Raw genomic sequence first — 24,716 nt, 5'->3', positions numbered from 1 at the left:
GTATTCTGCAAGTTGAGAGATGACGGGTAGAGACAGATTTACGTAACCAAGGACACCATTTGGAAAGCCTGTTGACACTGCCTGTGGCGAGTGGTGCCAGAGTCAGAATTTTACAAATAACGGATACCCACCTTTTTGCGGGCGAGCATGAAACCTTGCTGGGTATCAACACCTATCGTAGCTATCACGCGGTGCTGAATGCCATTCAGGCTCGGCAGGATGCGTTTGATTTAATCGTAGCAACGGGCGATTTGGCGCAGGATCACACGCTGGAGGCCTATCATCATTTCTCGCGCGGCATTGCGCAGATCCCTGCACCTTGCGTATGGCTTCCGGGCAACCACGATTTCCAGCCGGCGATGGTTGATGCGCTGGCTGAGGCTGGTATTGCGCCGTCCAAGCATGTGCTGTTGGGCGACAAGTGGCAGATTATTCTGTTGGATAGCCAGGTATTTGGTGTCCCGCATGGCGAGCTGAGTGAATACCAGCTTGAATGGCTGGAACGAAGCCTGAAAAGTCAGCCCGATCGTTTTACGCTGCTACTGCTGCATCATCATCCACATCCTTCAGGCTGTACCTGGCTCGATCAACACAGCCTGCGTAACGCGCATAGCCTGTCTGCGGTGCTGGATCGTTATCCTCAGGTGAACACCGTGTTGTGTGGGCATATTCATCAGGAGATGGATTTCGACTGGCATGGCCGCCGTTTGCTGGCGACGCCGTCGACCTGCGTGCAGTTTAAACCGCACTGCACCAACTTCACGATTGATGACGTCGCGCCGGGATGGCGCTATCTGGATCTGCTGCCGGATGGTCGTCTGGAGACGGAGGTTTATCGTCTGTCGGGTAGCGAATTCCTGCCTGACATGGATTCGGACGGTTACTAATGCCCACGCTTCTTTATCTGCACGGCTTCAACAGTACGCCACAGTCGGCGAAAGCGACGGCGCTGAAAGCATGGCTGGCGGTGCAGCATCCTGAGATTGACATGGTGATTCCACAGCTCCCGCCTTATCCGGCGGAGGCGGCTGAGATGATGGAATCGTTGATTATGGAGCGGGCCGGTCGTCCAGTGGGTATTGTTGGCTCTTCCCTCGGTGGTTATTATGCCACCTGGTTATCTCAGTGCTTTATGTTGCCTGCCGTGGTGGTGAATCCTGCGGTGAGGCCGTTTGAACTGTTGCTAGACCATCTGGGCGAATATCAGAACCCCTACACCGGTGAACAATATGTGCTAGAGTCTCGGCACGTGTACGATCTGAAGGTCATGCAGGTTGACCGACTGGAATCGCCGGATTTGCTCTGGTTGCTGTTGCAGACGGGGGATGAGGTTCTGGATTATCGTCAGGCAGTCGCGTATTACACGGCCTGCCGTCAAACTGTGGAGTCAGGGGGCAATCATGCCTTTGTCGGATTTGAGCACTTTTTCACGCCGATTGTGAATTTCTTAGGGCTCACGACAGACTGAATCGCCACCTATATATTATGGATTGAAAACGACTCGCGAAGGCGCGGTTCGTAAACCCCATTCACTGAACTCAAAGAATTAACGCAAACTATGGCTCAATCAAGTTATAACGCTGATGCGATTGAAGTACTCAGCGGACTGGAACCGGTGCGCCGTCGTCCGGGAATGTACACCGATACCACGCGTCCTAACCATCTGGGGCAAGAGGTCATAGATAACAGTGTTGATGAAGCGCTGGCGGGTCATGCGCGCCGTATTGATGTGATTCTGCACGCCGATCAGTCGCTGGAAGTGATTGACGACGGCCGTGGGATGCCGGTGGATATTCACCCGGAAGAGGGGGTGCCTGCCGTTGAGCTGATTCTGTGCCGTCTGCACGCAGGCGGTAAATTTTCCGGTAAAAACTACCAATTCTCGGGCGGCTTGCACGGCGTAGGGATTTCCGTGGTGAACGCGCTGTCTACCCGGGTTGAAGTCACCGTTAAGCGCGACGGTCAGGTGTATGACATCGCGTTTGCAAACGGCGATAAAGTGCAGGAGCTCACCGTAACAGGCACCTGCGGGCGTCGTAACACCGGGACTCGCGTGCATTTCTGGCCGGATGAGACGTTCTTCGACAGCGCTCGCTTTTCCATTTCCCGTTTGACGCACCTGCTGAAGGCTAAAGCGGTCTTATGCCCCGGTGTGGAAATCATCTTTAAAGACAAAGTTAACAACACCGAGCAGCGCTGGTGCTATCAGGATGGCCTGAATGACTACCTGTGCGAGTCGGTGGATGGCCTGATCACGCTGCCGGAAAAACCGTTTCTGGGGTCGATTACTGGCGATACCGAAGCCGTTGACTGGGCGCTGCTCTGGCTGCCGGAAGGCGGTGAACTGCTGACGGAAAGCTACGTTAACCTTATTCCAACGCCAATGGGCGGGACACACGTTAACGGCCTGCGTCAGGGGCTGCTGGATGCGATGCGTGAATTTTGCGAATTCCGTAATATTCTGCCGCGCGGTGTGAAGTTGAGCGCAGACGATATCTGGGAACGCTGTGCTTACGTGCTGTCGGTCAAAATGCAGGAACCACAGTTTGCCGGACAGACCAAAGAGCGTCTTTCTTCCCGTCAGTGCGCCGCGTTTGTGTCCGGGGTCGTGAAAGACGCGTTCAGCCTGTGGCTGAACCAGAACGTGCAAGCTGCGGAGCAGTTAGCCGAGCTTGCGATTTCCAGCGCGCAGCGCCGTATGCGCGCCGCCAAGAAAGTAGTGCGTAAAAAGCTGACCAGCGGGCCGGCGCTGCCGGGAAAACTGGCCGATTGTACCTCGCAGGATCTCAGCCGAACGGAGCTGTTTCTGGTGGAAGGGGACTCGGCGGGCGGATCGGCGAAGCAGGCGCGCGAGCGTGAATTCCAGGCGATCATGCCGCTGAAAGGGAAGATCCTGAATACCTGGGAAGTGTCCTCCGATGAAGTGCTGGCTTCGCAGGAAGTGCACGATATTTCGGTGGCGATCGGCATCGATCCTGACAGCGACGATCTCAGCCAACTGCGTTACGGTAAGATCTGTATTCTGGCGGATGCGGACTCTGATGGCCTGCATATCGCGACGCTACTGTGTGCGCTGTTTGTCCGCCATTTCCGGGCGCTGGTTCAGGGTGGGCACGTGTATGTCGCGATGCCGCCGTTATATCGCATCGATCTGGGCAAAGAGGTGTACTATGCGCTGGACGAAGAGGAAAAAACGGGCGTGCTGGAACAGCTCAAGCGCAAGAAAGGCAAGCCGAACGTACAACGCTTTAAAGGTCTGGGCGAAATGAACCCGCTACAGCTGCGTGAAACCACGCTGGATCCGAACACGCGCCGTTTGGTGCAGTTGACCATCAAAGAAGACGACATCGATCAGACGATGGCGATGATGGATATGCTGCTGGCGAAGAAACGCTCGGAAGATCGCCGCAACTGGCTACAAGAGAAAGGCGACAAGGCAGAGATCGAAGTTTAACGCCAGGTCTATACAGATAAAACGGCCACGAGGTTATCTTCGTGGCCGTTTTTTATTGCCTTGTGACGAACAATATTACACGGTGTTCATCCCTATACCTGTGCGGTGTGGCGATAGCGTGCGCTAGTTTTCACCCCCCACAGGCCAGAGAACAGGCTGATGATGGCACCAATTAACAATGCAAAGAAGGACCACAGCGCGGCTTTCGCACCCGCAGCGGCGGCTTCGGCGGCTTGTTCACGCGCTTTCTGTTTCAGCGCTTCATACTGCTGTTTTGCCTGCTCGATACTCGCTTCGGCATCCTGCAAACGGGTATTCACCAATTCAGCGGTTTTGTTTTTTGCGGCAATCAGGTTATCGACCGTTTTATTCACCTCTTCCTGTGACAGGCTGGTGTTATCTGCCAGCGTTTTGGTCAGACTGTCACGATCGACATCCTGAGTTAACGCTTCCCCACGTTTTTTCAGTTTAGCCAGAAGATCCTGAATCACCTTTTCACTGTCTTCGCCGTTCACGGCGATGGCCTTGACTGCTGCGCTAATGTCTTTTTTAGCGCCCTCCAACTGCTGTTTCATATAGTCCGGGTGCAGGGAGTCGATATCGCTTTTGCGCAGAGCGTTGTCCACTTCCTGAGTGATTTCTTCCGGTTGTAATGAAGAATCCAGTTCGATGTTATCGAATGCCTGAGAACCGAGATTCGCCAGACCTTGAATGCTCCCCCCCACGACCGAGCCTGCGCCGGATAGGGCACTGCCTGTCGCGGAAGCGACGGAACCTAATGCGCTCCCTGTTGCTTTCAGTGTTCCCCCGATCAGCATCCCCCCTAGAACGGCGGCAACGAGTAACGTGGTTGCCCACACTAAAAAACCGTGAATAACGCCATCAATCGCGGCCAGCCTCCCCGCAATAAATGCGCCCGCAGTTAAGCTGATGATGATGGATAAAGACGACCACACCAGAACCGTGGTGCCAACGCCGCTAACGGGTTCATCCGATAGCGGATCGACAATGGTCAGGCCAAAGCTTGTGCCCAATGTAGAAAGCAGCAGAGAAATGGCTAACACGGTGACAACGCCGGCGATGATACTGCCCCATGAGATCTTCTTTGATTCGTATAGTTCAGTTGTTGTGCTCATAAAATCCCCATTTTTGTCTACTATTTCATGTCGTTGGTGCCTGACACTGGAATGTTTTTTAATTAGAGAAATTAAAGTATAGACGGGGTTGGGAAATAGGCATTGTTTGTTTTTCTGGCGTTACTGATACTACCAAGTAGAGATTGATTTCCATTATTAATGTATTGTTTTTGTGAAAAGGCGTTAGGGTGTCAGGCAGGTGACGGAGGATACCCGCCTGACGTACCGCTCTATCAATATAAACTGGCCTTTCCCGTTGAGCCGAAGAGCGCCATTTTATAGCGAATCACTGCTTTTGCCGCGTTAATGGGTTCTGGATAGATGGCATTAGGATCCCACCACGTTTCGCGGCTGAGTATTTCCCGCGCTTTTTGGAAGTAGGCGAACTTCATATCGCTGGAGATGTTGATTTTGCCCACGCCCAGCGTCACGGCTTCAGCAATCTCGGCGTCCGGGTTTGCTGAACCACCGTGCAGGACAAGTGGGATCGATACCCGCTGCGAGATATCCCGTAGGATATGCATTTGCAGCTCTGGCTTCAGGTCTTTAGGGTAGATACCGTGTGCAGTGCCGATGGCGACGGCTAACGTATCAACGCCCGTCCGGTTGACGAAATCTTCCGCCTGCTCGGGGTCGGTATAGATCACTTTGCTGACGCCGCCTTCTATCGTAGTTCCGGTATCACCAATCGTACCTAATTCTCCTTCCACGGAAACACCCACGGCATGCGCCAGGTTCACGACTTCGCGGGTGAGCGCCACGTTCTCTTCATAAGGCAGCAGCGAGCCGTCGATCATGACGGAGGTAAATCCGCACTGAATGGCGCGCAGAACATGTGCGATCGATGCGCCATGATCGAGGTGAATGACAAAGGGCACTGGGCTGCGTAGCGTTCTTTCTCGCACATAGGCGAAGAACTCATCGGTCACGAATTCCAGCTCGCTCGGGTGGATAGAGATAATGGCCGGGGTATTCGTTGCTTCGGCTTCTTCCACTACGGCGCGGATAAAGCAGCTATCGGCCACGTTAAATGCGCCGATAGCGAAGCGATGTTCACGTGTGGGCTTAAGAATATTGTTCATTGAAATCAACATTTTATGTATCTCCTGTGTCGGATAAAGGGCAAGGCGTTCCCGTACCAGTGGAAAACCACTGATGGTGCAAGTCGGTAAATGGCGAACAGTCAGGCTTTGTCGGCTGAGCCAGACCAACTGAGATAATCGGCGACCACGTCTCGGCAGGCAGATTCCATCATCGCCAGCAGGTCGGACAATTCCATCGTTGGGTGCTGATGCAGCGACTGCTGTAATGCCGTTTTTCCTGCCTCAAAAACGGCGGCGCCAACGTTGATTTTGGCGACGCCGTGACGGCTGACGCGGCAAATATCATCGGCCTTGGTACCGCTGCCGCCGTGCAGCGCCAGCGGCACGGTCGATTCGCGATGCAACGCTTCAAGACGTTCAAAATCAATCCGTGGCGTCACACCGGCAGGGTAGAGGCCGTGGGCGGTGCCGACCGACACGGCGAGCAGGTCGATACCGGTTTGGCGGATAAAGGGAATGACGTCTTCCACCTGCGTCATTTTCACCGCGGCATCCTCTTGGTCGTAGACGGGGGCGTCGGCGATATGTCCCAGTTCGCCTTCCACACAGACGCCCGCCGTCGCGGCGATGGTCACCACCTGCTGTGTGCGCAGGATGTTTTCCGCCAGTGGGTGACTGGAAGCATCGATCATCAACCCGGTAAAACCGGCGCGGAACGCCTGCCCGATCAGGTTGAATGCCGTCCCGTGATCCAGACTGAGCGCCACCGGAACGGCGGCCCGTTCCGCCAGTGCCGTGACCAGCGGCACCGCCAGGTGCGGCGGAAAGTGCGCGCTGTGACCCTGATACACATTCAGAATCAGCGGCGCACGCTGTTGCTCGGCGGCGGCAATGGCCGCACGGGCGGTCTCCAGATTGAAACAGTTGATGGCGAGTGCGGCGTACTGCCGTTGATACGCGTCATCAATGAGGGTTTTCATTGCAGCATACATAGCGGCTCCTGTTACTCGAGAGTGAATTTAATGTCTTCGTCACGCACGCTACCGTCGTCAACGTCGTCGAACTCTTCGTCTGCCTGCGTGACATGCTTTTTAATCAGCGACAGCATCACGCCGCAGATGACCGTGCCGATACCGAGCGCGAGGCAGAACATCAGCGGCTTGGTAAACAGCGGGACGACAAACATACCTCCATGTGGCACCGGTGCCTCCACGCCCCAGACCATGATCAGCCCACCTGCAATGGCGGAGGCGACAACGCAACTAGCGACGACTCTGAACAAGTCGCGTGCGGCAATCGGGATGACGCCTTCGGTAATCATGCAGATCCCCATCGGGAAGGCAGCTTTCAGCGCCTCTTTTTCTGCGCGGGTGTACTTATAGCGGGTTAACATGAAAGACAGTGTGATGCCGAAAGGCGGAATCATTGAGCCGACAAATTTGACGGCTTCCGGCCCGTAGATGCCATCGACCAGCATGCCGTCCGCGAAGAGCGACATCGTCTTGTTCACCGGTCCACCGAAATCGAAGGTCGCCATCGCCCCCAAAATCGCCCCCATCAGGAATTTTGATCCGCCCTGCATGGATTCCAGCAGATGAATCAGCGCTTTTTGCAGCCAGACGATGGGCTGGCCGATAAACGTCATCATCAGCAGCCCGGCGATAATGGTACTGAGCAGCGGTAGGATCATGACGGGCATCAGCCCCTGCATCGACGTCGGCAGTTTGATGTAGCGACGCAGCAGCAGCACGGTGTAGCCGACTAAAAAGCCGCCGAGAATGCCGCCGATAAAACCGGTTTGAATCTGGCCGCAGATAAAGCCGACGATCAGGCCGGGAGCGAAGCCGGGGCGGTCGGCAATGGAGTAAGCGATGGCGGCACTGATGAGCGGAACAATCAGCCCCATGCCCCAGCCGCCGATCTGGTTGAGCATCCACGCAATGCTGCCGGTTTGCTTGCCGACATCCGGGCCGCCGATAACCTGACCGAGTGCAATACAGATCCCGGCGGCGACAATCAGCGGGATCATCCAGGAAATACCGGTAAGAAGATGCCGCTTTATTTCCTGTCCAACGGTAATTTTTCTGGTGTTCATAATGATTACCCCGAAATGGATATATTCAGGCCCCCGCTAAAGAACTGGCGACTTTTTCCAGAAATTTAATGGGAGATTTAATAACAACCTCCGTTTTTACCCGAACGATCGGTTTACCTTTAAATCGCTCTTCGCCTTTTATTTTGATATCGATGGCCAGAATAACGACATCGGCTGCGGCGATTTCATCGGGCGTTAATTCATTTTCAGTGTCAATGGTGCCCTGCGTTTCCACTTTGATGGCGTAATTTAAGGCATTGGCACCCTTTATGAGTTTCTCGCGTGCGATATAGGTATGCGCAATACCTGCCGTGCAGGCGGCAACACAAACAATATTCATTTTGAGCCTCGTCTTATGTCGGAGTGACGGGAGCTGTTTCTGCATACTGACTAAACAGCCGAATAATTTTATGGGGATCGGATTCGTCCAGCAGTTGAGCAATCACCTCATCGTCGGCCAGTGCACTGGCAACCTGAGACAGCAGGCGAATATGTGTCGTGTTCTGATCTTCCAGACGCACGGCAAAAAGAATAATGCAGCGAACCTGGCTGCCATCGAGCGTTTCCCAGGGAATATCCTGTCGGGTGCGGCCAATCGCGAGTGTGGTCTGTTTTACGGCGGAGGATTTCCCGTGGGGGATCGCAATATGGTTTTCAAAACCAGTCGATCCTTCCGCTTCGCGTAACCAGACGTCGTGAATAAAATCCTGTTTATTAGTAATGGCACCATCGGCATACAGCAGATCGGTTAATTCATTAATGGCTTCGTCTTTATTGGTTGCGGTCATCGTTAACTTTACGCGATTCGCATTCAGTATTTTATTGATATCCATTTATCACACCTCATTGACAAATTTTAACATTAACGCCCGACCGATAATCAGTGGGGTACGGCCTGATGCAGTTGATTAGCGATAACTTTTTCGGTGACGCGTTTAATGTCATCGTCATTAAAAAAGGCGGAAACGTAGACGACAGGAATAGATTGCTCTTCCAGATGAATCGTGGAAATAATCAGCTCAATCTCTTCCTGCTGACAAAATATCTGCATATTGCTGGCTGAGATCACGCCAGCAATAATCCAGTCAGGAAATGCGCGCAGAATACGGTTTTTTAGCAGATGCGAGGTTCCCACACCGCTGGAACACACCACCAATATACGTTTATGGGCAATTTGGCGTTCCAGTGCGGCTTGAAAATGAATGGTTAGATAGCCGACTTCATCCTCAGCGACCGATTTTAATTGAAACTGCTGACAGACTTCACTCATTGCCTGCTGAGTTATTTCATAAATATCGATAAATTCGCTTTTGATATCGTCTAATAACGGGTTGCGAATGTGTATGTGGTATTTTAAGCGGTTAAGTAATGGCTTGATATGAATCAGCAGCCCTTCATGCAAAAATTTATCCGTGCTCAGGTCGATATTGATTAATTCAGAAAATACCTGCGTCAATGCGCGTGTGATTCTGCGTGATTCGCTGTTAGAAAAGGGGGAGCGAAGCCGTTGATTATCCGCACGCTCCTCCATCACAATACCGGAAGAAATAATATATTGATAAATGAACCAGACTTCATCAGAGGGCAGCGTACTTTCGACCCGCTGCTCTATTTGGCTCACCATATTTCGAGCGATGGAGAATATGTGATTATCAACCTGCTGATGAACGGATTCCTTCTCCATGATTAACGCTTTTCCCTGCGCAATGCGGTGCATCATAATTAAGGTATGTGTGAAAATATTGATGTAATAAGGTTCGCCGAGCGGATAAGAGAGCTGCTGCTCCATGTTCTGTAGCAGCGACTCGACGAAGGACACGTCTTCTTCACCGAAATAGTGAATCAGCGCCTTATAGCTGCCGGGGTCGAGGCGGGAATGGTTAAGCGGGCCCGGTTCTTTATGGTGCATGACGTCATTAATGAGCGAGGCCATCGCCTGGCGTACCTGATTTTCACTGCCTTCAATATGTGTGCCGCTCTGGCTACGCACCAGTGACAGCCCCAGCGGATGTAGCCAACTTTCGATGATTTTCAGATCGTTAACGATAGAGGCACTGCTGATAAAATAGCGCTCTGACAGCTTGCTGATGGATGTTTCATGAGGCGTATCGCTTAACAGCTGTGAGGCGATTTTGACGCGGCGAGCATTGTTGATCAGGGCATCGGTGTCTCCGTCGTCCACGACAATTTGCTGTTCCAGTAACGCGAGGTGTCGATCGTCATCGGTGGTTAACATGATTCCTGCACCGACCTTTTTGTCTGGATAAATATTCCAGACAGAAAGGAAGGCTTCAACAAATTGCATATCACGGTAGACGGTTTTTTCGGACACATCGAGGTAATGTGCAATATCTTTAACCGTTACATATCCCTGGTGTTGTAACAGATATTTCAATAAACGGTTCTGGCGTGAGGTGAGTGGCTGCATCATATTACCCTCATGAATTTTTAGCTTTTTTGATGCTTATCGAATTGATAATTTTCTCTAAATAATTTCCTTTTTTATTGCTGCTGTTGGTTTATTTGAAAATGCTTCTTTAGTGTTCAATCTAGTCGTGATAGTTGGTAGCGACAATACTAAATGCTGTCCGCTGAATAGGACAAAATTAAAACATAGCGCTGGCTGAATATTAATTGAGACCACGATCACGTTATAGCGCGAGGTCAGTAAGACAGCCTGAACGGCCTATTAATCATTGAGTGCTGTGAGAATAAGGATGTCGGTGTCATTAAATGGAATACGGCGGGAAATCGTTTATAGGAGAAAATAAAAAGGCAAAAAAAACCGTGGTGCGCGTTCTTGCCTGATTGTGGTGGCGATGCCTGAATGAGGCATCGCCTTTTTCATTGAATGGTGAGTAATGCGGATTAGAAGTCCACGTTCACGCCCAGTTGGAAGGAACGGCCAGGCTGCACGGCGAGAGCGCGGTCATACTGTCCCTGCCGATCGTTGGTTTCAATCTGGCGGCTGCTGAGATAATCCCAATATTTACGGTCAGTCAGGTTATACACGCCGCCGTTGATTCTCACGTTTTTCGTCACGCGATAGTAGGCCGTCAGGTCAACCATACCGTAGCCGGGAATCCGCATATATTCGGCACTCGAGGCGGTGATCGCGCTACCTGCATTGGTATAGCTTTCACGGCTGGTATCTTTCGCCTGTTTCCCTTTCTGGAAGGTGGCGGTCAGGGCAGCACCGTAGCGCTGGGAAGGATCGTCGTAGGCGATACCTATCACCGCTTTCATCGGAGCAACGCTGTCGAGATCGACATAGCGGTCGCCAAGGTAGTGGGATTGCGATTGGCCTTTGGTGTAGCCAAACGCCAGCGTGGTGCTGAGCCCATCAACGGACGGGAACCAGGTGCCTAACTGTATTTTGCTGCTGACTTCGCCACCGTAGATATACGCCTTATCGCGGTTTTCTGCTTGATATATCGTATTGATGTTACTTGGCACATTGGTGAATTTATCGGGGTTAGCACTACGACGGTAGCGGGTGTTGGCGATAAAATTCTTATACGTGTTGTAGAACAGCGCGGTACGGAATGTAATTCCCTCCGTTGCTTCACCTTTTAAGCCCCATTCGACGTTGTTGCTGGTCTCTGTTTTGAGGTCGCTGTTGCCGATAAAAGCGTACTGGAAGGGGCCGGCATAGTTGGCGTCCAGGTTGGTGCTGCCATAAAGCTGGCTGGCATCCGGGAACTGCGCCCCACGACGGTACTGCACATAGGTTGTCAGTGTTGGGGTGATGTCGTAGAGGAAGCTCAGAGACGGCAGAACTTGCGTATCACTGTTGGCTTTACCGTACAGCTTGTTGACATCAGATTCATTGATCACGCTGCCGTCGCCGCTCAGACGAACCGTATTGGTCGGTTTGGTACGTTGATGAATGGCGCGTACGGCAGGAACAACCGAGAAGGCGTGCCCCGCCAGATCCCAAGTCACCGTATCCTGCACGAAGCCTCCAACGGTGTAGCTGTCGCTATCGGCTTCTGGCTGCATGATGTTATTGGCACCGGTTTGGTTAGGCGATTGTCTGAACGGGCGTTCTGTTTTGCTTTGGCTGGCGTTCAGACCCCAACTGAACTCGTGACGATCCCAGCTTTTCACCATATGGGTGTCGAATCCATAGGTGGTGACGTTGTAGTCGGAATAGACCCGGTGGCTATCCGCCGCCGCCATCCCTGTGGTTGCCGGCAGCCAGGTATTGTCGTGTGATTCGCTGTTTTGGAAGTAAATGCGGCTATCAACCAAATCGACCAGCGTATTGTTAACGGGCGTCCAGCGATCTTTCAGGCTGGCGGTCCAGCGGCGTGTCTCGCTGCTCTGTTGCGCTGTGCCGTAAATGGTGTTGTTGCCGCTTGGCAGATTACCCCAGTAGTCATAATGGGTGTGGTTGGTTTTGTGGTAGTAATCCAGCGTTCCGGTGAGTTGATGCTCGTTGTTGGCCTGCCAAATGCCGGACGCCAAAATGGCGTTAGAGTGCCAGTTGGCGGGGTAAGCGGCGATCTCGTCACTGTTATTACGCGTCTGCTGGCCGTCACGACGGCTGAGTACGACAACGCCACGCAGCTCGGCATCACCGCCTGCGGCGGTGATGCCGTTATGCCAACCATGGTTGGCGGAATCAAAATCACTCTGAAGACCAAAGTAGTCCTGCTTGCCTGCTTTGAGATAATCATCGGCAGATTTAGGGCGGAAGGAGACGCTGCCACCGAGTGCATTGATCGTATTTTCGGCGGAGGTGACGCCTGACTCAATCTCGACGCTGCTGTACAGGTAAGGGTCGATATAGTCGCGTCCCATACCGAACGTATTGAAGCCGGCACGGCTGGCGTAGCTGCGGCCTGTGGCATTGGGCAGCGCGATGCCATCGGTATCGATTGCCACTCGGTTGCTTTCAATGCCGCGAATGTTGTAGCCCGTGTACCCACCCCGGTCGAAGCCGCTCTTCCCTGTGTTACTGCCACCGCTGGTACCTGTTGCGCTCACCAGGGGCTGGTAACGCATGATGGTGCCAAAATTATTGCCGCCTTCTCTCTGCATGCCTGCGGCCGTCAGCGTCGTGCTCGAACCCGCTTTTTTCTCGATTTTTGGTGAGTTAACGACCATCACATCGTCGGTTTGTTCCGCTTTCGCCGCGGAATTATCCTGATTCTTCTCGCTGAGTGCGTTGTTGCCCGTGGTGCTATCCGCTGCCATGCTGTTCAGCGCGACGCCAGTCAAGATGCCGGTGAGAAGAATTTTATTTAAATTCTTGTTAATTAACATAATGATACTCTGCTATAAGGGTTGTTCTGGCCAGCGGCGTTGGGGAAATAGGGCGTGCTGGTAGCTAACGTCTGCAAAGGAAATGCAAGACGTCGAATAACATTAATTATCGCATGGAAATGATAATTATTATCAATATGCTAAGCATTATCATTTGTTGTTGCAACGATGATGAATAATTCTTAATGAAACGGTGTAGTGGCGATCGATGCCGCCATCGGATTTACATCAGCCATCGTCAGTGTGGAGCAGCGACACGGTTCTCTGCGAGATTGTTCCCTGTGACATCACCTCATCAGATAAGGTACTATTCCCGCCAAACATGCCGCCGCTATGGCGTGCCGGAAAGCGTAACCATCGCGCCGCGATGTGAAGGAAATGAGAGAAATGAGTGAGATGACTCATGACGGCGCAGAAAGCCTTGCGCTGAGCACGTTTACCGAAAATGCATACCTGAATTATTCCATGTACGTCATCATGGACAGGGCATTGCCGTTCATTGGCGATGGCCTGAAGCCTGTGCAGCGTCGCATTGTGTATGCGATGTCCGAACTGGGACTGAATGCCAGCGCCAAGTTTAAAAAATCTGCCCGTACCGTGGGTGACGTGCTGGGTAAATACCACCCGCACGGCGACAGCGCCTGCTATGAAGCGATGGTGCTGATGGCGCAGCCGTTCTCTTATCGCTATCCGCTGGTGGATGGTCAGGGGAACTGGGGGGCACCAGACGATCCGAAATCCTTCGCCGCCATGCGTTACACCGAATCGCGGCTGTCCAAATACGCTGAAATCCTGCTGTCGGAGTTAGGGCAGGGCACGGTCGATTACACCCCGAATTTTGACGGCACGATGCAAGAGCCGAAGATGCTGCCTGCGCGTCTGCCGAATATTTTGCTGAACGGCACCACCGGGATCGCCGTCGGCATGGCAACGGATATTCCGCCGCACAATGTGCGTGAAGTCGCTGCTGCTGCGGTAATGCTGCTGGAAAATCCAAAGGCCTCGCTGGACGAGTTATTGCAGCATGTGCAGGGGCCGGATTTCCCAACGGAGGCCGAAATCATCACGCCACGTGATGAAGTGCGCAAACTCTACCAGAATGGCCGTGGCTCGGTGCGTATGCGCGCCGTCTGGAAAAAAGAAGACGGCGAAGTAGTCATTACCGCCCTGCCGCATCAGGTTTCCGGCGCCAAAGTGCTGGAGCAGATTGCCAGCCAGATGCGTGCGAAGAAGCTGCCGATGATCGACGATCTGCGTGATGAATCCGATCACGAGAACCCGACCCGTCTGGTGCTGGTGCCGCGTTCGAACCGCATCGATTTGGATCAGGTGATGAACCATCTGTTCGCCACCACCGATCTCGAAAAGAGTTATCGCGTTAATATGAACATGATCGGTCTGGATGGTCGTCCTGGCGTGAAAGGGCTGGTCGAGATCCTGAGCGAGTGGCTGGTATTCCGTCGCGATACCGTGTGCCGTCGATTGAACTACCGTCTGGAAAAAGTGCTCAAGCGCCTGCATATCCTTGAAGGCTTGCTGATTGCGTTCCTGAATATTGATGAAGTTATCCATATCATCCGCACGGAAGATGAGCCAAAGCCCGTTCTGATGCGCCAGTTCAGCCTGAGTGAGACACAGGCTGAAGCGATCCTAGAGCTGAAATTACGTCATTTGGCCAAGCTGGAAGAGATGAAAATCCGCAGCGAGCAGGACGATCTGGCAAAAGAGCGCGATCAGCTTCAAGCGCTACTGGCGTCAGATCGTAAGCTCAGCAATCTGATTAAGAAAGAGATTCAGGCGGATGCGCAAACCTACGGTGACGATCGTCGTTCGCCGCTGCATGAACGTAGCGAAGCGAAAGCGATGAGCGAACATGATTTTGTGCCCTCCGAACCGGTCACCATTGTGCTGTCGGAAATGGGCTGGGTGCGCAGCGCCAAAGGACATGACATCGATCCTGCCGGACTGAGTTACAAAGCGGGCGACAGTTTCCGTGCTGCTGCGAAAGGTAAGAGCAATCAGCCTGTGGTGTTTATTGACTCCACCGGCCGCAGCTACGCACTGGATCCTATCACGCTACCTTCCGCACGCGGTCAGGGCGAGCCGCTGACCGGAAAACTCACACCGCCGCCGGGCGCGACGATTGAACAGGTGCTGATGGCCGCAGACGATCAGCCGCTGCTGATGGCATCGGATGCGGGCTACGGCTTCGTGTGTACCTTTAACGATCTGGTAGCGCGCAACCGTGCGGGTAAAGCGATGATTACGCTACCGGATAATGCGAAAGCGCTGGCCCCTATTGAGATCCACGGTGATGATAATCTGCTGATGGCAATCACCGCTGCTGGCAGAATGCTGTTGTTCCCGGTTTCCGATCTGCCACAGCTGTCAAAAGGCAAAGGTAACAAGATCGTGTCCATCTCTTCGGCAGATTTTGCTGAAGGTAAAGACCGTCTAACCTGGCTGTATCTGCTGCCGCCTCAGGCTTCCGTCACGCTCTATTTTGGTAAGCGTAAGCTGGTGCTGCGTCCGAACGATCTTCAGAAGTATCAGGGGGAGCGCGGACGGAAAGGCACGTTGCTGCGCGGGCTACAGCGCATTGACCGAATTGAGGTGGATGCACCGCAGCAGATTGGCACCGGCAGTAGCGAAGAATAACCCCTCCGTATTGCCCTGTGCATGTTGAGAAAGGCGGTGTAATACCGCCTTTCTTTGGTATCCGGTTGCCATCTTGCAGCAAATTGAATCACCGTGTGTTTTAGTGCGAAATCGCTATACTAGCGGCGGCTGTCGGCTAATGAGGTTGCTATGTTATCCATTTTGCGTTTTTTTATTGTCGTTATCTTTTCGATTTTGGTCTGTGTTTTTGGTTTGTTTTACTGCCTGTTCAGCCCTAGAAATCCCCGTCATGTGGCGACCTTCGGCCATCTTTTTGGGCGTTTGTCCACGGTGTTTGGCCTGAAAGTAGAAATGCGGATACCGGAAGAGGCCGCGCATTACGGCAACTGCATCTATATCGCGAATCATCAGAATAATTACGATATGGTCACGGTATCCAAAGCCGTCCAGCCTCGTACGGTTACCGTGGGTAAGAAAAGCCTACTGTGGATCCCGTTCTTCGGGCCGCTTTACTGGCTGACGGGTAATTTGCTGATTGATCGCGAAAACCGCGCTAAAGCGCATGGCACCATCGCTCAGGTGGTGAAACACATTAAAGAACGAAATACGTCTATCTGGATGTTCCCTGAAGGCACGCGCAGCCGTGGACGTGGCCTGCTGCCATTTAAAACCGGTGCCTTTCATGCCGCGATTAGCGCAGAAGTGCCGATTGTGCCGATTTGTGTGTCTACGACCAGCAATAAAGTGAAATTGAACCGCTGGAATAACGGCCTTGTTATCGTAGAAATGTTGCCGCCCATTGATACCCGTGCGTATACCAAAGATCAGGTTCGCGAGCTGGCTGCACACTGCCATGATGTGATGGCGGCCAAAATTGCCGAACTGGATGCGGAAGTGGCGTCGCGCGAAGCGGCAGACAAAAAATAAACTCACCCATCGGGTTACGCGATTATTTCTTCCGATTATTTATTTTGAATATATCGTCGAAAGAAAGAATCGCCAGTTAAACTTTGCTTACGGTTAATGGATTCACGGAGTCATTATGTCACTCAGCCGACGTCAGTTTATTCAGGCATCGGGCCTTGCGTTATGTGCGGGTATGACGCCACTGGCGGCTAAAGCCAGTGGGAATTCCGCCGCATTGCCGATACCGCCATTACTGGAGTCGCGCCGAGGTCAGCCGCTTTTTCTGACCATGCAGCGTGCCCATTGGGCATTTTCCGGTGACCGTAAGACCGCCATCTGGGGGATCAACGGCCGTTATCTGGGGCCGACGGTACGGGTGTATGACGGCGATGACGTTAAGCTGATTTACAGTAACCGCTTGAGCGAGCCTGTCGCCATGACGATCGGCGGGTTGCAGGTGCCGGGGCCGTTAATGGGCGGTGCAGCCCGCATTATTCCGCCGGGAACCGACTGGTCGCCGGTGTTGCCTATTCGTCAGCCATCAGCGACCTGCTGGTATCATGCGAATACGCCGAACCGCATGGCACCCCATATCTATAACGGGCTGGCTGGACTATGGCTGGTGGAAGACAGAGCCAGTAAATCCCTGCCGCTGCCCAATCACTACGGTGTTGATGATTTTCCGTTGATTATTCAGGATAAACGACTGGATAACTTTGGTGTCCCTATTTATAACTCGCCTTCTGGTGGTGGCTTTGTGGGGGATTCGCTCTTAGTCAACGGCATCCAAAACCCCTTTGTTGAAGTGTCCCGTGGCTGGGTGCGTCTGAGATTGCTGAACGCGTCGAACTCTCGTCGTTACGTGATGCGGCTCAGCGATGGTCGCGCGATGCATGTGATTGCCAGCGATCAAGGGCTTCTGCCCGCACCGATGGCGGTGAACCTGCTTTCTCTCGCGCCCGGTGAACGACGCGAGATTCTGATCGACATGTCGCAGGGTGAAGACGTCACGCTGACGGCAGGGGAGTCGGCTGGGATTATGGATCGCCTGCGCGGCTTATTTGAGCCTTCCAGCATCCTGATCTCCAGCCAGATCCTCACGCTTAAGCCGACAGGGCTGTTGCCATTGGTGACGGACAATCTGCCGATGCGTCTGCTGGCTGACAACATCATTGAAGGCAGCATCAGCCGCACGCGTGAATTCCGTCTGGGGGACAGCTTGCCCGGCATCAACGGCGCAATGTGGGACATGACGCGTGCCGATGTGCAAACGCAGCTTGGCCGCTGTGAGCGCTGGATTATCCATGCCGATACGCCGCAGGCTTTCCACATTCAGGGCGTTAAATTTCTGGTGCGTAGCGCGAATGGCGGCCCTCCGGCGGTCGAGGACAGCGGCTGGAAAGATACGGTGTGGGTGGATAACGATGTTGAGCTGCTGGTTTATTTTATGCAGCCTTCTTCAATGGCGTTCCCTTTCCTGTATTACAGCCAGACGCTGGAGTTGGCCGATCGCGGTTCAACGGGACAGCTCATCGTACAGCCCGCGACGTAAGCCCCTTATAGCTTGCCATTCCCCTTCCGTCTTTATCCCTCTGCCGTGACACGTGTGACGGCAGTTGCGTCTGACGTGCTGCCCGTTCATCAGACTATGGGTTTCTGGTATCCACCTGTTTCTTAATGTGATCCACCTCTATTCAGACAAACCAAAATTAAAGATGCGAAGTCATGCGGACGATACCTTATAGAGTGATGTTGCTATGAATTAGGGGGGGGGAATTACGTTTTGCATCGCATGCTGTTCCCGATCTATAGGTGCTAAAAAACATTTTTTATTACAACAATTTCAGCGTCAGAGCGTTTCGTTTCGTCAGGAAATCAGGTTCACTTCCTGTTTTAACCTGCGCAGCAGCTAGAATGCTGCGTCACTAAAAAGGCTGCACTATGCGGGAATTACTGCTTTGGGTCAGGGATAAACTGGCTGAAGCGTCATCGGCGCCTCGCTATATGAAGCTCGCGTCGTTGCTTGAATCAGAAATCGGCCATCGGAAGGCGTTAGCAGGACAGTTTTTACCTGCGGAAAGACTGATTGCGCAACAGCTGGGATTATCACGCGTAACGGTTTCCCGTTCCCTGTCGCTGCTGGAAGATAAAGGGTTGATTGTTCGCCAGCAAGGGGTGGGAACCCGCGTGGCTCAACGGCTTAACTACGCATTGAACGCCGAGGATGAAGGGTTCACCGCGCTGGTGCTGAAACAGGGTGGCGTGGCTGGCAGTCTGTGGCTAGAGAAAGCAATATTGGTTCCGCCTGTGGCCATCGCGGCAAAAATGTTTTTGCCGGAAGGCGAGGCCGTCACTTATCTGCGGCGTGTACGGCTGAGTAATGGCGACCCCGTCTCGCTGGAAACGACCTGGATTCCGCAACAATTTCTCCCCGACCCGGAAGCGCTTGAGCAATCCCTCTATCAATATTGGATGACGCGTGGGGTCACGCCGGACAAGAAACGCTATCGTTTCAAAGCGATTGCCTGTGCGGCAGAGATCGCCACGCTGCTTGGTATTGCGGCGGAGACGCCAGCGCTGTATTGCCAACTGCATGTTTATAACGATCGGGGTGAACTGCTTGAATACAGCGAGGCACATTGCCGTAGCGATGTGTATGAGATTCAGTTTGCTAATTAGAAGAAAAATGCCAGTACGGTGAATGCTGGCATTAAAGGTGGAGTAGCTCTTAGTCGTGGATTAGCGCTTAGTCGTTTCTCGGTTCATCTGGGTCTGAGCCCAGTCGCTTCCCACTGTCCAGCTTGGCAATGTCACCCAGTTCGTCTTTATCCAAACGGAAATCGAACACCTCAAAGTTTTCCTTGATGCGGGAAGGCGTCACCGATTTAGGAATCACCACCAGCCCGCTGTCCAGATGCCAGCGGATCACGATCTGTGCGGGTGTTTTTCCGTATTTGCTTGCCAGCTTGCGAATAATGGGGTGATCAAAAACGCCCTCGCCGCCCTGTGCCAGCGGACTCCAGGATTCGGTCTGGATATGATGCGTCGCGTTCCAGGCGTGGAGTTGCCTTTGCTGGAGCAGAGGATGTAGCTCGACCTGATCGATAACCGGTAATACACCCGTTTCTTCTTTTAGCCGCTGTAAATGGTGGATATGGAAATTACTGACGCCGATGCTTTTCGCCAGGCCTTGTTCCTGGAGTTTGATGAGCCCGCGCCAGGCATTCACGAATGTGTTCTGTTGCGGGAGTGGCCAGTGAATCAGGTAGAGATCGACATAATCTAACTGAAGTTTTCGCAGGCTTTCCTCCAGCGCTTTCTGGGGATCGGTGTGATCGCCATTCCAGAGTTTGGTGGTAATGAAGACTTCTTCACGCGGCAGATTCGCGGAGCTCAGCGCCTGACCAACAGCTTCCTCGTTCTTATAAATAGCGGCGGTATCGATCGCCCGATAACCGATGGACAATGCTTCAGTCACGGCAATCACCGTGTCCTCACTGCTTGCTCGCCAGACATCAAGGCCCAACTGGGGCATGATATTGCCGTCCGCCAGCTTAACTTTCGGTTGCGTCATCTCATTCTCCTTTTATATCCGTTAATCCATATAAGTATCATAGGGTTAACTGGATGGGCGACCTGTTCATATCACGAAAATAGCGGAGCGTGATCCCCTAGCAGGAACAGGCATATGATTTCATTCTAGTAGAAAAATGCATCATTTATGGGGTGCCCGACGATAAAGGGAGCCGATTGGCTCCCTTTAGCAGACACAGTATTGAAGTGAGGGGATAAGTATTGTTTAAATGATCGCGTCTTCTCCTCTAACTTGTAGGATTAGGAACGGAGAGACTTAGCACGCCGCTTCGTAAATCTTCTGGCTCTCTTCCAGCGTGATGTCGCGGTGCTCACCTAGCGCGGTCAGGCCATGCTCGTTGAGCTTGGCGACCAGTGTTGGAATGGAACTGCCATCCAACTGATAGTCAGACATGCGGGTCGGTACGCCCATCTTCTCGAAGAAGTCGCGTGTGGCGGCAATCGCGTCGTCAATGCGCTGGTCTTCGCTGCCGTCACGCAGGTTCCAGACGCGCTCGGCGTATTGCAGCAGTTTGTCGCGCTTCTGGGCTTTTCTCGCTGCCAGCATGGCAGGCAGCACAATGGCCAGCGTCTGCGCATGGTCGAGTCCGTGCAGCGCTGTTAATTCATGCCCTAACATATGGGTTGACCAGTCCTGCGGCACGCCTGCGCCAATCAGACCGTTCAACGCCATAGTGGCGCTCCACATCACATTCGCTCTGACTTTGTAGTTTTCCGGCTCTGCCAGCGCGCGCGGACCTTCTTCAACCAGCGTCAGTAGCAAGCCTTCCGCAAAACGATCCTGTACTTTGCCATCGACGGAATACGTCAGGTACTGCTCAACCGTGTGAACGAAAGCATCGACCACGCCGTTCGCAATTTGGCGAGCGGGCAGGGTATAGGTCACGACTGGATCGAGCACGGCGAAAAGCGGCTGTGTGTGGCGTGAACGGAAGGCGAGCTTATCGTTGGTCGATTTACGGGTGATGACTGCGCCGTTATTGGATTCTGAACCGGTCGCTGGCAGGGTGAGCACGGCTGCCATCGCGACGCCGCGATCGATTTCCGCGCCACCGGTTTGCAGAATATGCCACGGGTCCTGCGCGGCCTGATAATCTGCGGCAGCAGCGATAAATTTCGTGCCATCGACGACAGACCCCCCGCCAACGGCCAGCAGGAAATCAATCTTCTCTGCACGAACGACTTCGACGGCTTTCATCAGCGTTTCGTAAGTCGGGTTCGGTTCAATGCCGGAAAACTCGCGTACGTTGCGGCCTTCTAATGCACGATAGACCTGATCCAGCACACCATTGCGCTTCACGCTGCCGCCGCCGTAGGTGATGAGGATGCGGGCATCGGCAGGAATTTCTTTGCCTAATTCAGCAATCTGGCCTTCGCCAAACAAAATCTTGGTAGGGGTATGAAGTGTGAAATTGAGCATAGGTTATTTGTCCAGTTTAAAGCCCTGTTGGAGGATAGCGGGTAAGACTTTCGGGAAATAAATGTGCTGATAGTAGCTGGCGGTGTTGTCACCCCAGTTGTCGCCGTCTGCGCGGCCGGTTTGCTGCCAGTGTGTCACCAGCGTTTTGTTATATTGCTCGATCGCCGCAGGCAGAACGTCCTGATGATAGGTTTCATCGTGCCGGAAGGACGTCAGCGGCAGGCGCGGTTTCTGATGTGCAGGTGTGTCCACGTAGCCAATAGCGACGCCAGCGACGGGGAACGTCAGTTCAGGCAGTTCCAGAAAGTCGATCATCGCCTGCGGATCGCGACGAATACCGCCAATCGGGACGATGCCCAGCTCAAATGAGCGTGCGGCGGCCATCAGCGTGCCGAGCGCGATGCCGACATCCGTTGTGCCGGCGATCAGGCTTTCTATGCTTTCATGCGCGTGCTGTTGCTTGTCGCTCATGGCAATCCCGACCTGCGTTTTATGCATGTCTAGCACCACGGTAATGAAGACGGGCGCTTTGGCAATCCACGGCTGACCGCCGGCCAATTCGGCGATGCGCGCTCTGCGTTCCGGGTCGCGGGTGACAATGAGCGAAACCTGCTGAGAGTTTACGGACGTCGGTGCCAGATGGGCGGACTGAATAATGGCATCCAGCACGTCATCGGGAATCGCTTTATCAAGATAGCTACGTTCACTGCGGTGTGAGGTGAACAGCTCGATCGTTTTATTCATGTCTTTTCCCATGGGATGAGGGGGCGAATGTATGCATCGTATTGTCATCAACCCATGAAAGACGTTCAATGCACATTTCTGTTTGCTTGTTGCCTATTTCTCCAAAATACAGGAGGAAAGGGTGATAATAATTCGCAGATATGTCATTTTGTTTCTTCTGTCAGGAGAGAGGCTTCGGGCAGGAAAGCGAACCCGTAGCGAGATAACACCATTGTGACGCAAACTCAAATCATGTCGATGGAAAGCCAGTCTGAGCGGGCTGTTCAAAAACCAGCGGTTCATGCACCACGAACTCAGAAAGACCCAGAGCAGCAGACGGTGCGGCAACGTATCGTGCAGCAAGCAATACGCTGTTCTAGCAAAAGCTGGGTTACGCCTTCGCTCGTGCCGCAGGTCAAAATTCTTTATACGGAACAGCATCATCCGCGTGTGCCGGTTATGTATGAGCCGACGATTGTCATCATTTTTCAGGGACAGAAGATTGGCTATCTGGGCGGGAAAACGTTCCAGTATGACCCGGAAAACTATCTGTTGATGACCGTGCCGCTGCCGTTCGAATGTGAAACGATAGCCAGCGTTGAATCCCCCCTGGTGGGGATGGCGATCCGTATTGATATCCAGATGCTTCAGGATTTGTTGATCGACATCGGTGATGACGACAGCGCGATCCGCCCCTGTTCCTGCACATGTGGTGTGAACAGCGCGCCGCTGACCGATGAGATTCTGTGTGCTGTTGAACGGTTGCTGGATGCGATGGATAACCCGCGTGATGCCCGCGTCCTGGGCCCGACGATTGTGCGTGAGATTATCTATCATATGCTCTGCGGCGAACGCGGTGCGGCACTACAGGCGCTGGTCAATCGGCACACGCACTTCAGCCAGATTGCCAAGTCTCTGCGACGTATCGAAAACCACTATGCCGATAGCCTGAATGTGGAACAACTGGCGGCTGAAGTGAACATGAGCGTCTCGGCGTTTCACCATAATTTTAAAGCTGTCACTAATACATCGCCGTTGCAGTACCTGAAATCCTACCGCTTACACAAAGCACGCGTGATGATGATCAACGAAGGGCTGAGAGCGGGTGTCGCGGCCGCTCGCGTAGGGTATGAGAGCGTGTCGCAGTTTAGCCGGGAATTTAAGCGCTATTTCGGTGCGACGCCGAGCGATGAAGCGGCGAGATTAAAGGCCAGCAATATGGTGGCTGAAGAAAGCTGAAGGCGTTAAGAAAGCGTGCAGTTACCGATTAGGCGACGGCACGTTTTTTACGCCACACCATGACAGCCATGCCAATCAGACCGCTGACCAGCAAAATAATCGGGAGCAGGATCAGCGCGGTCATCACCTGATCTTCATAGCGTTTGACCAGCGGAATGTGGCTGAGCGCATAGCCGAGCGTGACAATTCCCCCGACCCACAGCAGCCCGCTGAGCCAGTTGAAAATCTGAAAGCGCGTATTATTTAATCCGGAAATGCCCGCCATCGTCGGCAGCAGCGTGCGGATAAACGCTAAAAAGCGCCCAATCAGCAGCGCCATCAGGCCGTGGCGGTGGAATAGGTGATGGGCACGTTGGTGGTAATGGGCTGGAAGTTGCAATAGCCACCCCTTTACCAGACGCGTATCACTCAGCCAGCGCCCTTGAAGGTAGCTGAGCCAGCAGCCGAGGCTGGCGGCGACGGTGAGCAGAATCATCGTAGGGAAAAAGCTCATCACGCCTTTGGCAATCATGGCACCCGTGAGCAACAGCAGGCTGTCGCCGGGTAGAAAAGAGGCTGGAAGCAGACCGTTCTCCAGAAACAGCGTCGTGAACAGAATGCCATAAACCACCCAAATGACGTGGGGCTCGGCCAGTGCACTAAAATCCTGCTGCCAGAGCGCCTGAATAATGTCGTGAACCACACTCATATTACATCCCGCCAGTGACGATATTCACTATCTCTCAGGCTGCGGCGATGGAACGCTGAATTACCTGAAATCTACTGCCTATCAAGCCCTAAAATCGGTTGGGCAAAACGCCTTGCTGCATTGTGAGAATGCGACAGGGCTTAATGCTTAATTTTGGTTAAGGTAACGCGGTTTTTAGTAAGCGTTGACTCATGATTATGATAACGCATTACCCACTGCGTCGCAGGGGAAATCAAGATGTGTCGGCTTTATGGCTGTCACACTTTCTATATTTTATTGCCTGCCTATACCCGTCATACTTCAAGCCGCATGCGCGTTGGCTACGCTACTCGGCACACTAACGTCTACCTCGCCCCGTTGGGGCCGCTGCAAGCAGCGTTCAAACCTGCCTCTGAGATTTGTCATTCACCCGAATCACTTACCTGAGTAAGCTCATCGGGATTCTCTCTCTTGCCGCGTTACGATGCTTATTACTGAGCATCGCCCTAAAGGGCTGAGGGATCCCCACAAACCCAGTGCTAATAAACC

At 53.1% G+C, this 24,716-nt stretch carries 20 protein-coding genes; 8 read left to right on the top strand and 12 right to left on the bottom strand.

All coding sequences use genetic code 11. The features are described 5' to 3' along the window. Positions 1-59: 59 nt before the first annotated feature. From cpdA to parE, 3 genes are all read left to right on the top strand, one after another. Positions 60-887 carry a 3',5'-cyclic-AMP phosphodiesterase gene (gene cpdA / locus ACKQAD_RS11170; protein WP_409160233.1) on the top strand — a complete coding sequence of 276 codons (828 nt, stop codon included), beginning with the start codon at positions 60-62 and terminating at the stop codon, positions 885-887. After that, complete coding sequence (yqiA, locus tag ACKQAD_RS11165; protein ID WP_409160232.1) at positions 887-1,468, top strand: esterase YqiA; 582 nt, start codon at positions 887-889, stop codon at positions 1,466-1,468. Before cpdA ends, yqiA begins: the two co-directional genes overlap by 1 nt. A gap of 90 nt (positions 1,469-1,558) precedes the next feature. Further along, complete coding sequence (parE, locus tag ACKQAD_RS11160; protein ID WP_409160231.1) at positions 1,559-3,454, top strand: DNA topoisomerase IV subunit B; 1,896 nt, start codon at positions 1,559-1,561, stop codon at positions 3,452-3,454. A gap of 92 nt (positions 3,455-3,546) precedes the next feature. On the opposite strand, the gene ACKQAD_RS11155 is transcribed toward parE, so the two are convergent. The 8 genes from ACKQAD_RS11155 to ACKQAD_RS11120 all read right to left on the bottom strand — a co-directional run bounded on the left by ACKQAD_RS11155 (position 3,547) and on the right by ACKQAD_RS11120 (position 12,999). After that, positions 3,547-4,590, bottom strand: coding sequence for a CAP-Gly protein (locus ACKQAD_RS11155; RefSeq protein ID WP_409160230.1), 1,044 nt, complete (start codon positions 4,588-4,590; stop codon positions 3,547-3,549). 233 nt (positions 4,591-4,823) lie between these two features. Beyond that, positions 4,824-5,684, bottom strand: a complete 861-nt coding sequence (locus ACKQAD_RS11150; protein ID WP_409160229.1) for a ketose-bisphosphate aldolase — start codon at positions 5,682-5,684, stop codon at positions 4,824-4,826. Between the two features lie 89 nt (positions 5,685-5,773). Beyond that, on the bottom strand, positions 5,774-6,625 hold the full coding sequence (locus ACKQAD_RS11145) for a class II fructose-bisphosphate aldolase (RefSeq protein ID WP_409160228.1): 852 nt from the start codon (positions 6,623-6,625) through the stop codon (positions 5,774-5,776). 11 nt (positions 6,626-6,636) lie between these two features. Further along, positions 6,637-7,728, bottom strand: coding sequence for a PTS fructose transporter subunit IIC (locus ACKQAD_RS11140; protein WP_409160227.1), 1,092 nt, complete (start codon positions 7,726-7,728; stop codon positions 6,637-6,639). A 25-nt stretch (positions 7,729-7,753) separates the two neighbouring features. Continuing rightward, positions 7,754-8,068, bottom strand: a complete 315-nt coding sequence (locus tag ACKQAD_RS11135) for a PTS fructose transporter subunit IIB (RefSeq protein ID WP_409160226.1) — start codon at positions 8,066-8,068, stop codon at positions 7,754-7,756. A gap of 13 nt (positions 8,069-8,081) precedes the next feature. Further along, complete coding sequence (locus tag ACKQAD_RS11130) at positions 8,082-8,561, bottom strand: PTS sugar transporter subunit IIA (RefSeq protein WP_409160225.1); 480 nt, start codon at positions 8,559-8,561, stop codon at positions 8,082-8,084. A gap of 47 nt (positions 8,562-8,608) precedes the next feature. Next, complete coding sequence (locus ACKQAD_RS11125; protein ID WP_409160224.1) at positions 8,609-10,159, bottom strand: BglG family transcription antiterminator; 1,551 nt, start codon at positions 10,157-10,159, stop codon at positions 8,609-8,611. Positions 10,160-10,596: 437 nt separating this feature from the next. Then, the gene (locus ACKQAD_RS11120) at positions 10,597-12,999 is read right to left on the bottom strand and encodes a TonB-dependent receptor domain-containing protein (RefSeq protein ID WP_409160223.1); all 2,403 of its coding nucleotides are present in this window, start codon (positions 12,997-12,999) and stop codon (positions 10,597-10,599) included. A 387-nt stretch (positions 13,000-13,386) separates the two neighbouring features. Here ACKQAD_RS11120 and parC point away from each other — a divergent pair, with 387 nt between their 5' ends. The 4 genes from parC to ACKQAD_RS11100 all read left to right on the top strand — a co-directional run bounded on the left by parC (position 13,387) and on the right by ACKQAD_RS11100 (position 19,203). After that, positions 13,387-15,657 (top strand): DNA topoisomerase IV subunit A, encoded by a 2,271-nt coding sequence (gene parC, locus ACKQAD_RS11115; RefSeq protein ID WP_409160222.1) that lies wholly within the window; start codon positions 13,387-13,389, stop codon positions 15,655-15,657. Between the two features lie 150 nt (positions 15,658-15,807). Beyond that, positions 15,808-16,545: a 1-acylglycerol-3-phosphate O-acyltransferase gene (locus ACKQAD_RS11110; protein ID WP_409160221.1), complete on the top strand. Its 738-nt coding sequence runs from the start codon at positions 15,808-15,810 to the stop codon at positions 16,543-16,545. A 115-nt stretch (positions 16,546-16,660) separates the two neighbouring features. After that, on the top strand, positions 16,661-18,076 hold the full coding sequence (gene ftsP, locus ACKQAD_RS11105; RefSeq protein ID WP_409160220.1) for a cell division protein FtsP: 1,416 nt from the start codon (positions 16,661-16,663) through the stop codon (positions 18,074-18,076). Positions 18,077-18,465: 389 nt separating this feature from the next. Further along, entirely contained in the window at positions 18,466-19,203 is a 738-nt protein-coding gene (locus ACKQAD_RS11100; RefSeq protein WP_409160219.1) for a GntR family transcriptional regulator, read from the top strand. Positions 19,204-19,270: 67 nt separating this feature from the next. Here ACKQAD_RS11100 and dkgA read toward each other — a convergent pair whose 3' ends face one another. The 3 genes from dkgA to ACKQAD_RS11085 all read right to left on the bottom strand — a co-directional run bounded on the left by dkgA (position 19,271) and on the right by ACKQAD_RS11085 (position 22,282). Continuing rightward, positions 19,271-20,098 (bottom strand): 2,5-didehydrogluconate reductase DkgA, encoded by an 828-nt coding sequence (gene dkgA, locus ACKQAD_RS11095; RefSeq protein WP_409160218.1) that lies wholly within the window; start codon positions 20,096-20,098, stop codon positions 19,271-19,273. Between the two features lie 276 nt (positions 20,099-20,374). Further along, positions 20,375-21,538: an alcohol dehydrogenase gene (gene yqhD, locus ACKQAD_RS11090; protein WP_409160217.1), complete on the bottom strand. Its 1,164-nt coding sequence runs from the start codon at positions 21,536-21,538 to the stop codon at positions 20,375-20,377. A gap of 3 nt (positions 21,539-21,541) precedes the next feature. After that, complete coding sequence (locus ACKQAD_RS11085) at positions 21,542-22,282, bottom strand: NADPH-dependent oxidoreductase (RefSeq protein WP_409160216.1); 741 nt, start codon at positions 22,280-22,282, stop codon at positions 21,542-21,544. 231 nt (positions 22,283-22,513) lie between these two features. Between ACKQAD_RS11085 and ACKQAD_RS11080 the strand changes: the two genes are divergently transcribed. Continuing rightward, entirely contained in the window at positions 22,514-23,500 is a 987-nt protein-coding gene (locus ACKQAD_RS11080; protein WP_409160298.1) for an AraC family transcriptional regulator, read from the top strand. A gap of 28 nt (positions 23,501-23,528) precedes the next feature. Here ACKQAD_RS11080 and ACKQAD_RS11075 read toward each other — a convergent pair whose 3' ends face one another. Continuing rightward, entirely contained in the window at positions 23,529-24,188 is a 660-nt protein-coding gene (locus ACKQAD_RS11075) for a DedA family protein (RefSeq protein WP_409160215.1), read from the bottom strand. Positions 24,189-24,716 lie beyond the last annotated feature (528 nt).

Origin of the sequence: Pectobacterium artocarpous (assembly GCF_046159765.1) — a bacterium.
Lineage (GTDB): Bacteria > Pseudomonadota > Gammaproteobacteria > Enterobacterales > Enterobacteriaceae > Pectobacterium.
This window is presented reverse-complemented; position numbering and strand designations above follow the sequence as displayed.

Coding starts and splice junctions, on each gene's coding strand:
- yqiA (WP_409160232.1), top strand. CDS start 887: ATGCCCACGCTTCTTTATCTGCACGGCTTCAACAGTACGCCACAGTCG.
- parE (WP_409160231.1), top strand. CDS start 1,559: ATGGCTCAATCAAGTTATAACGCTGATGCGATTGAAGTACTCAGCGGA.
- ACKQAD_RS11155 (WP_409160230.1), bottom strand. CDS start 4,590: ATGAGCACAACAACTGAACTATACGAATCAAAGAAGATCTCATGGGGC.
- ACKQAD_RS11150 (WP_409160229.1), bottom strand. CDS start 5,684: ATGTTGATTTCAATGAACAATATTCTTAAGCCCACACGTGAACATCGC.
- ACKQAD_RS11145 (WP_409160228.1), bottom strand. CDS start 6,625: ATGTATGCTGCAATGAAAACCCTCATTGATGACGCGTATCAACGGCAG.
- ACKQAD_RS11140 (WP_409160227.1), bottom strand. CDS start 7,728: ATGAACACCAGAAAAATTACCGTTGGACAGGAAATAAAGCGGCATCTT.
- ACKQAD_RS11135 (WP_409160226.1), bottom strand. CDS start 8,068: ATGAATATTGTTTGTGTTGCCGCCTGCACGGCAGGTATTGCGCATACC.
- ACKQAD_RS11130 (WP_409160225.1), bottom strand. CDS start 8,561: ATGGATATCAATAAAATACTGAATGCGAATCGCGTAAAGTTAACGATG.
- ACKQAD_RS11125 (WP_409160224.1), bottom strand. CDS start 10,159: ATGATGCAGCCACTCACCTCACGCCAGAACCGTTTATTGAAATATCTG.
- ACKQAD_RS11120 (WP_409160223.1), bottom strand. CDS start 12,999: ATGTTAATTAACAAGAATTTAAATAAAATTCTTCTCACCGGCATCTTG.
- parC (WP_409160222.1), top strand. CDS start 13,387: ATGAGTGAGATGACTCATGACGGCGCAGAAAGCCTTGCGCTGAGCACG.
- ACKQAD_RS11110 (WP_409160221.1), top strand. CDS start 15,808: ATGTTATCCATTTTGCGTTTTTTTATTGTCGTTATCTTTTCGATTTTG.
- ftsP (WP_409160220.1), top strand. CDS start 16,661: ATGTCACTCAGCCGACGTCAGTTTATTCAGGCATCGGGCCTTGCGTTA.
- ACKQAD_RS11100 (WP_409160219.1), top strand. CDS start 18,466: ATGCGGGAATTACTGCTTTGGGTCAGGGATAAACTGGCTGAAGCGTCA.
- dkgA (WP_409160218.1), bottom strand. CDS start 20,098: ATGACGCAACCGAAAGTTAAGCTGGCGGACGGCAATATCATGCCCCAG.
- yqhD (WP_409160217.1), bottom strand. CDS start 21,538: ATGCTCAATTTCACACTTCATACCCCTACCAAGATTTTGTTTGGCGAA.
- ACKQAD_RS11085 (WP_409160216.1), bottom strand. CDS start 22,282: ATGAATAAAACGATCGAGCTGTTCACCTCACACCGCAGTGAACGTAGC.
- ACKQAD_RS11080 (WP_409160298.1), top strand. CDS start 22,514: ATGTCGATGGAAAGCCAGTCTGAGCGGGCTGTTCAAAAACCAGCGGTT.
- ACKQAD_RS11075 (WP_409160215.1), bottom strand. CDS start 24,188: ATGAGTGTGGTTCACGACATTATTCAGGCGCTCTGGCAGCAGGATTTT.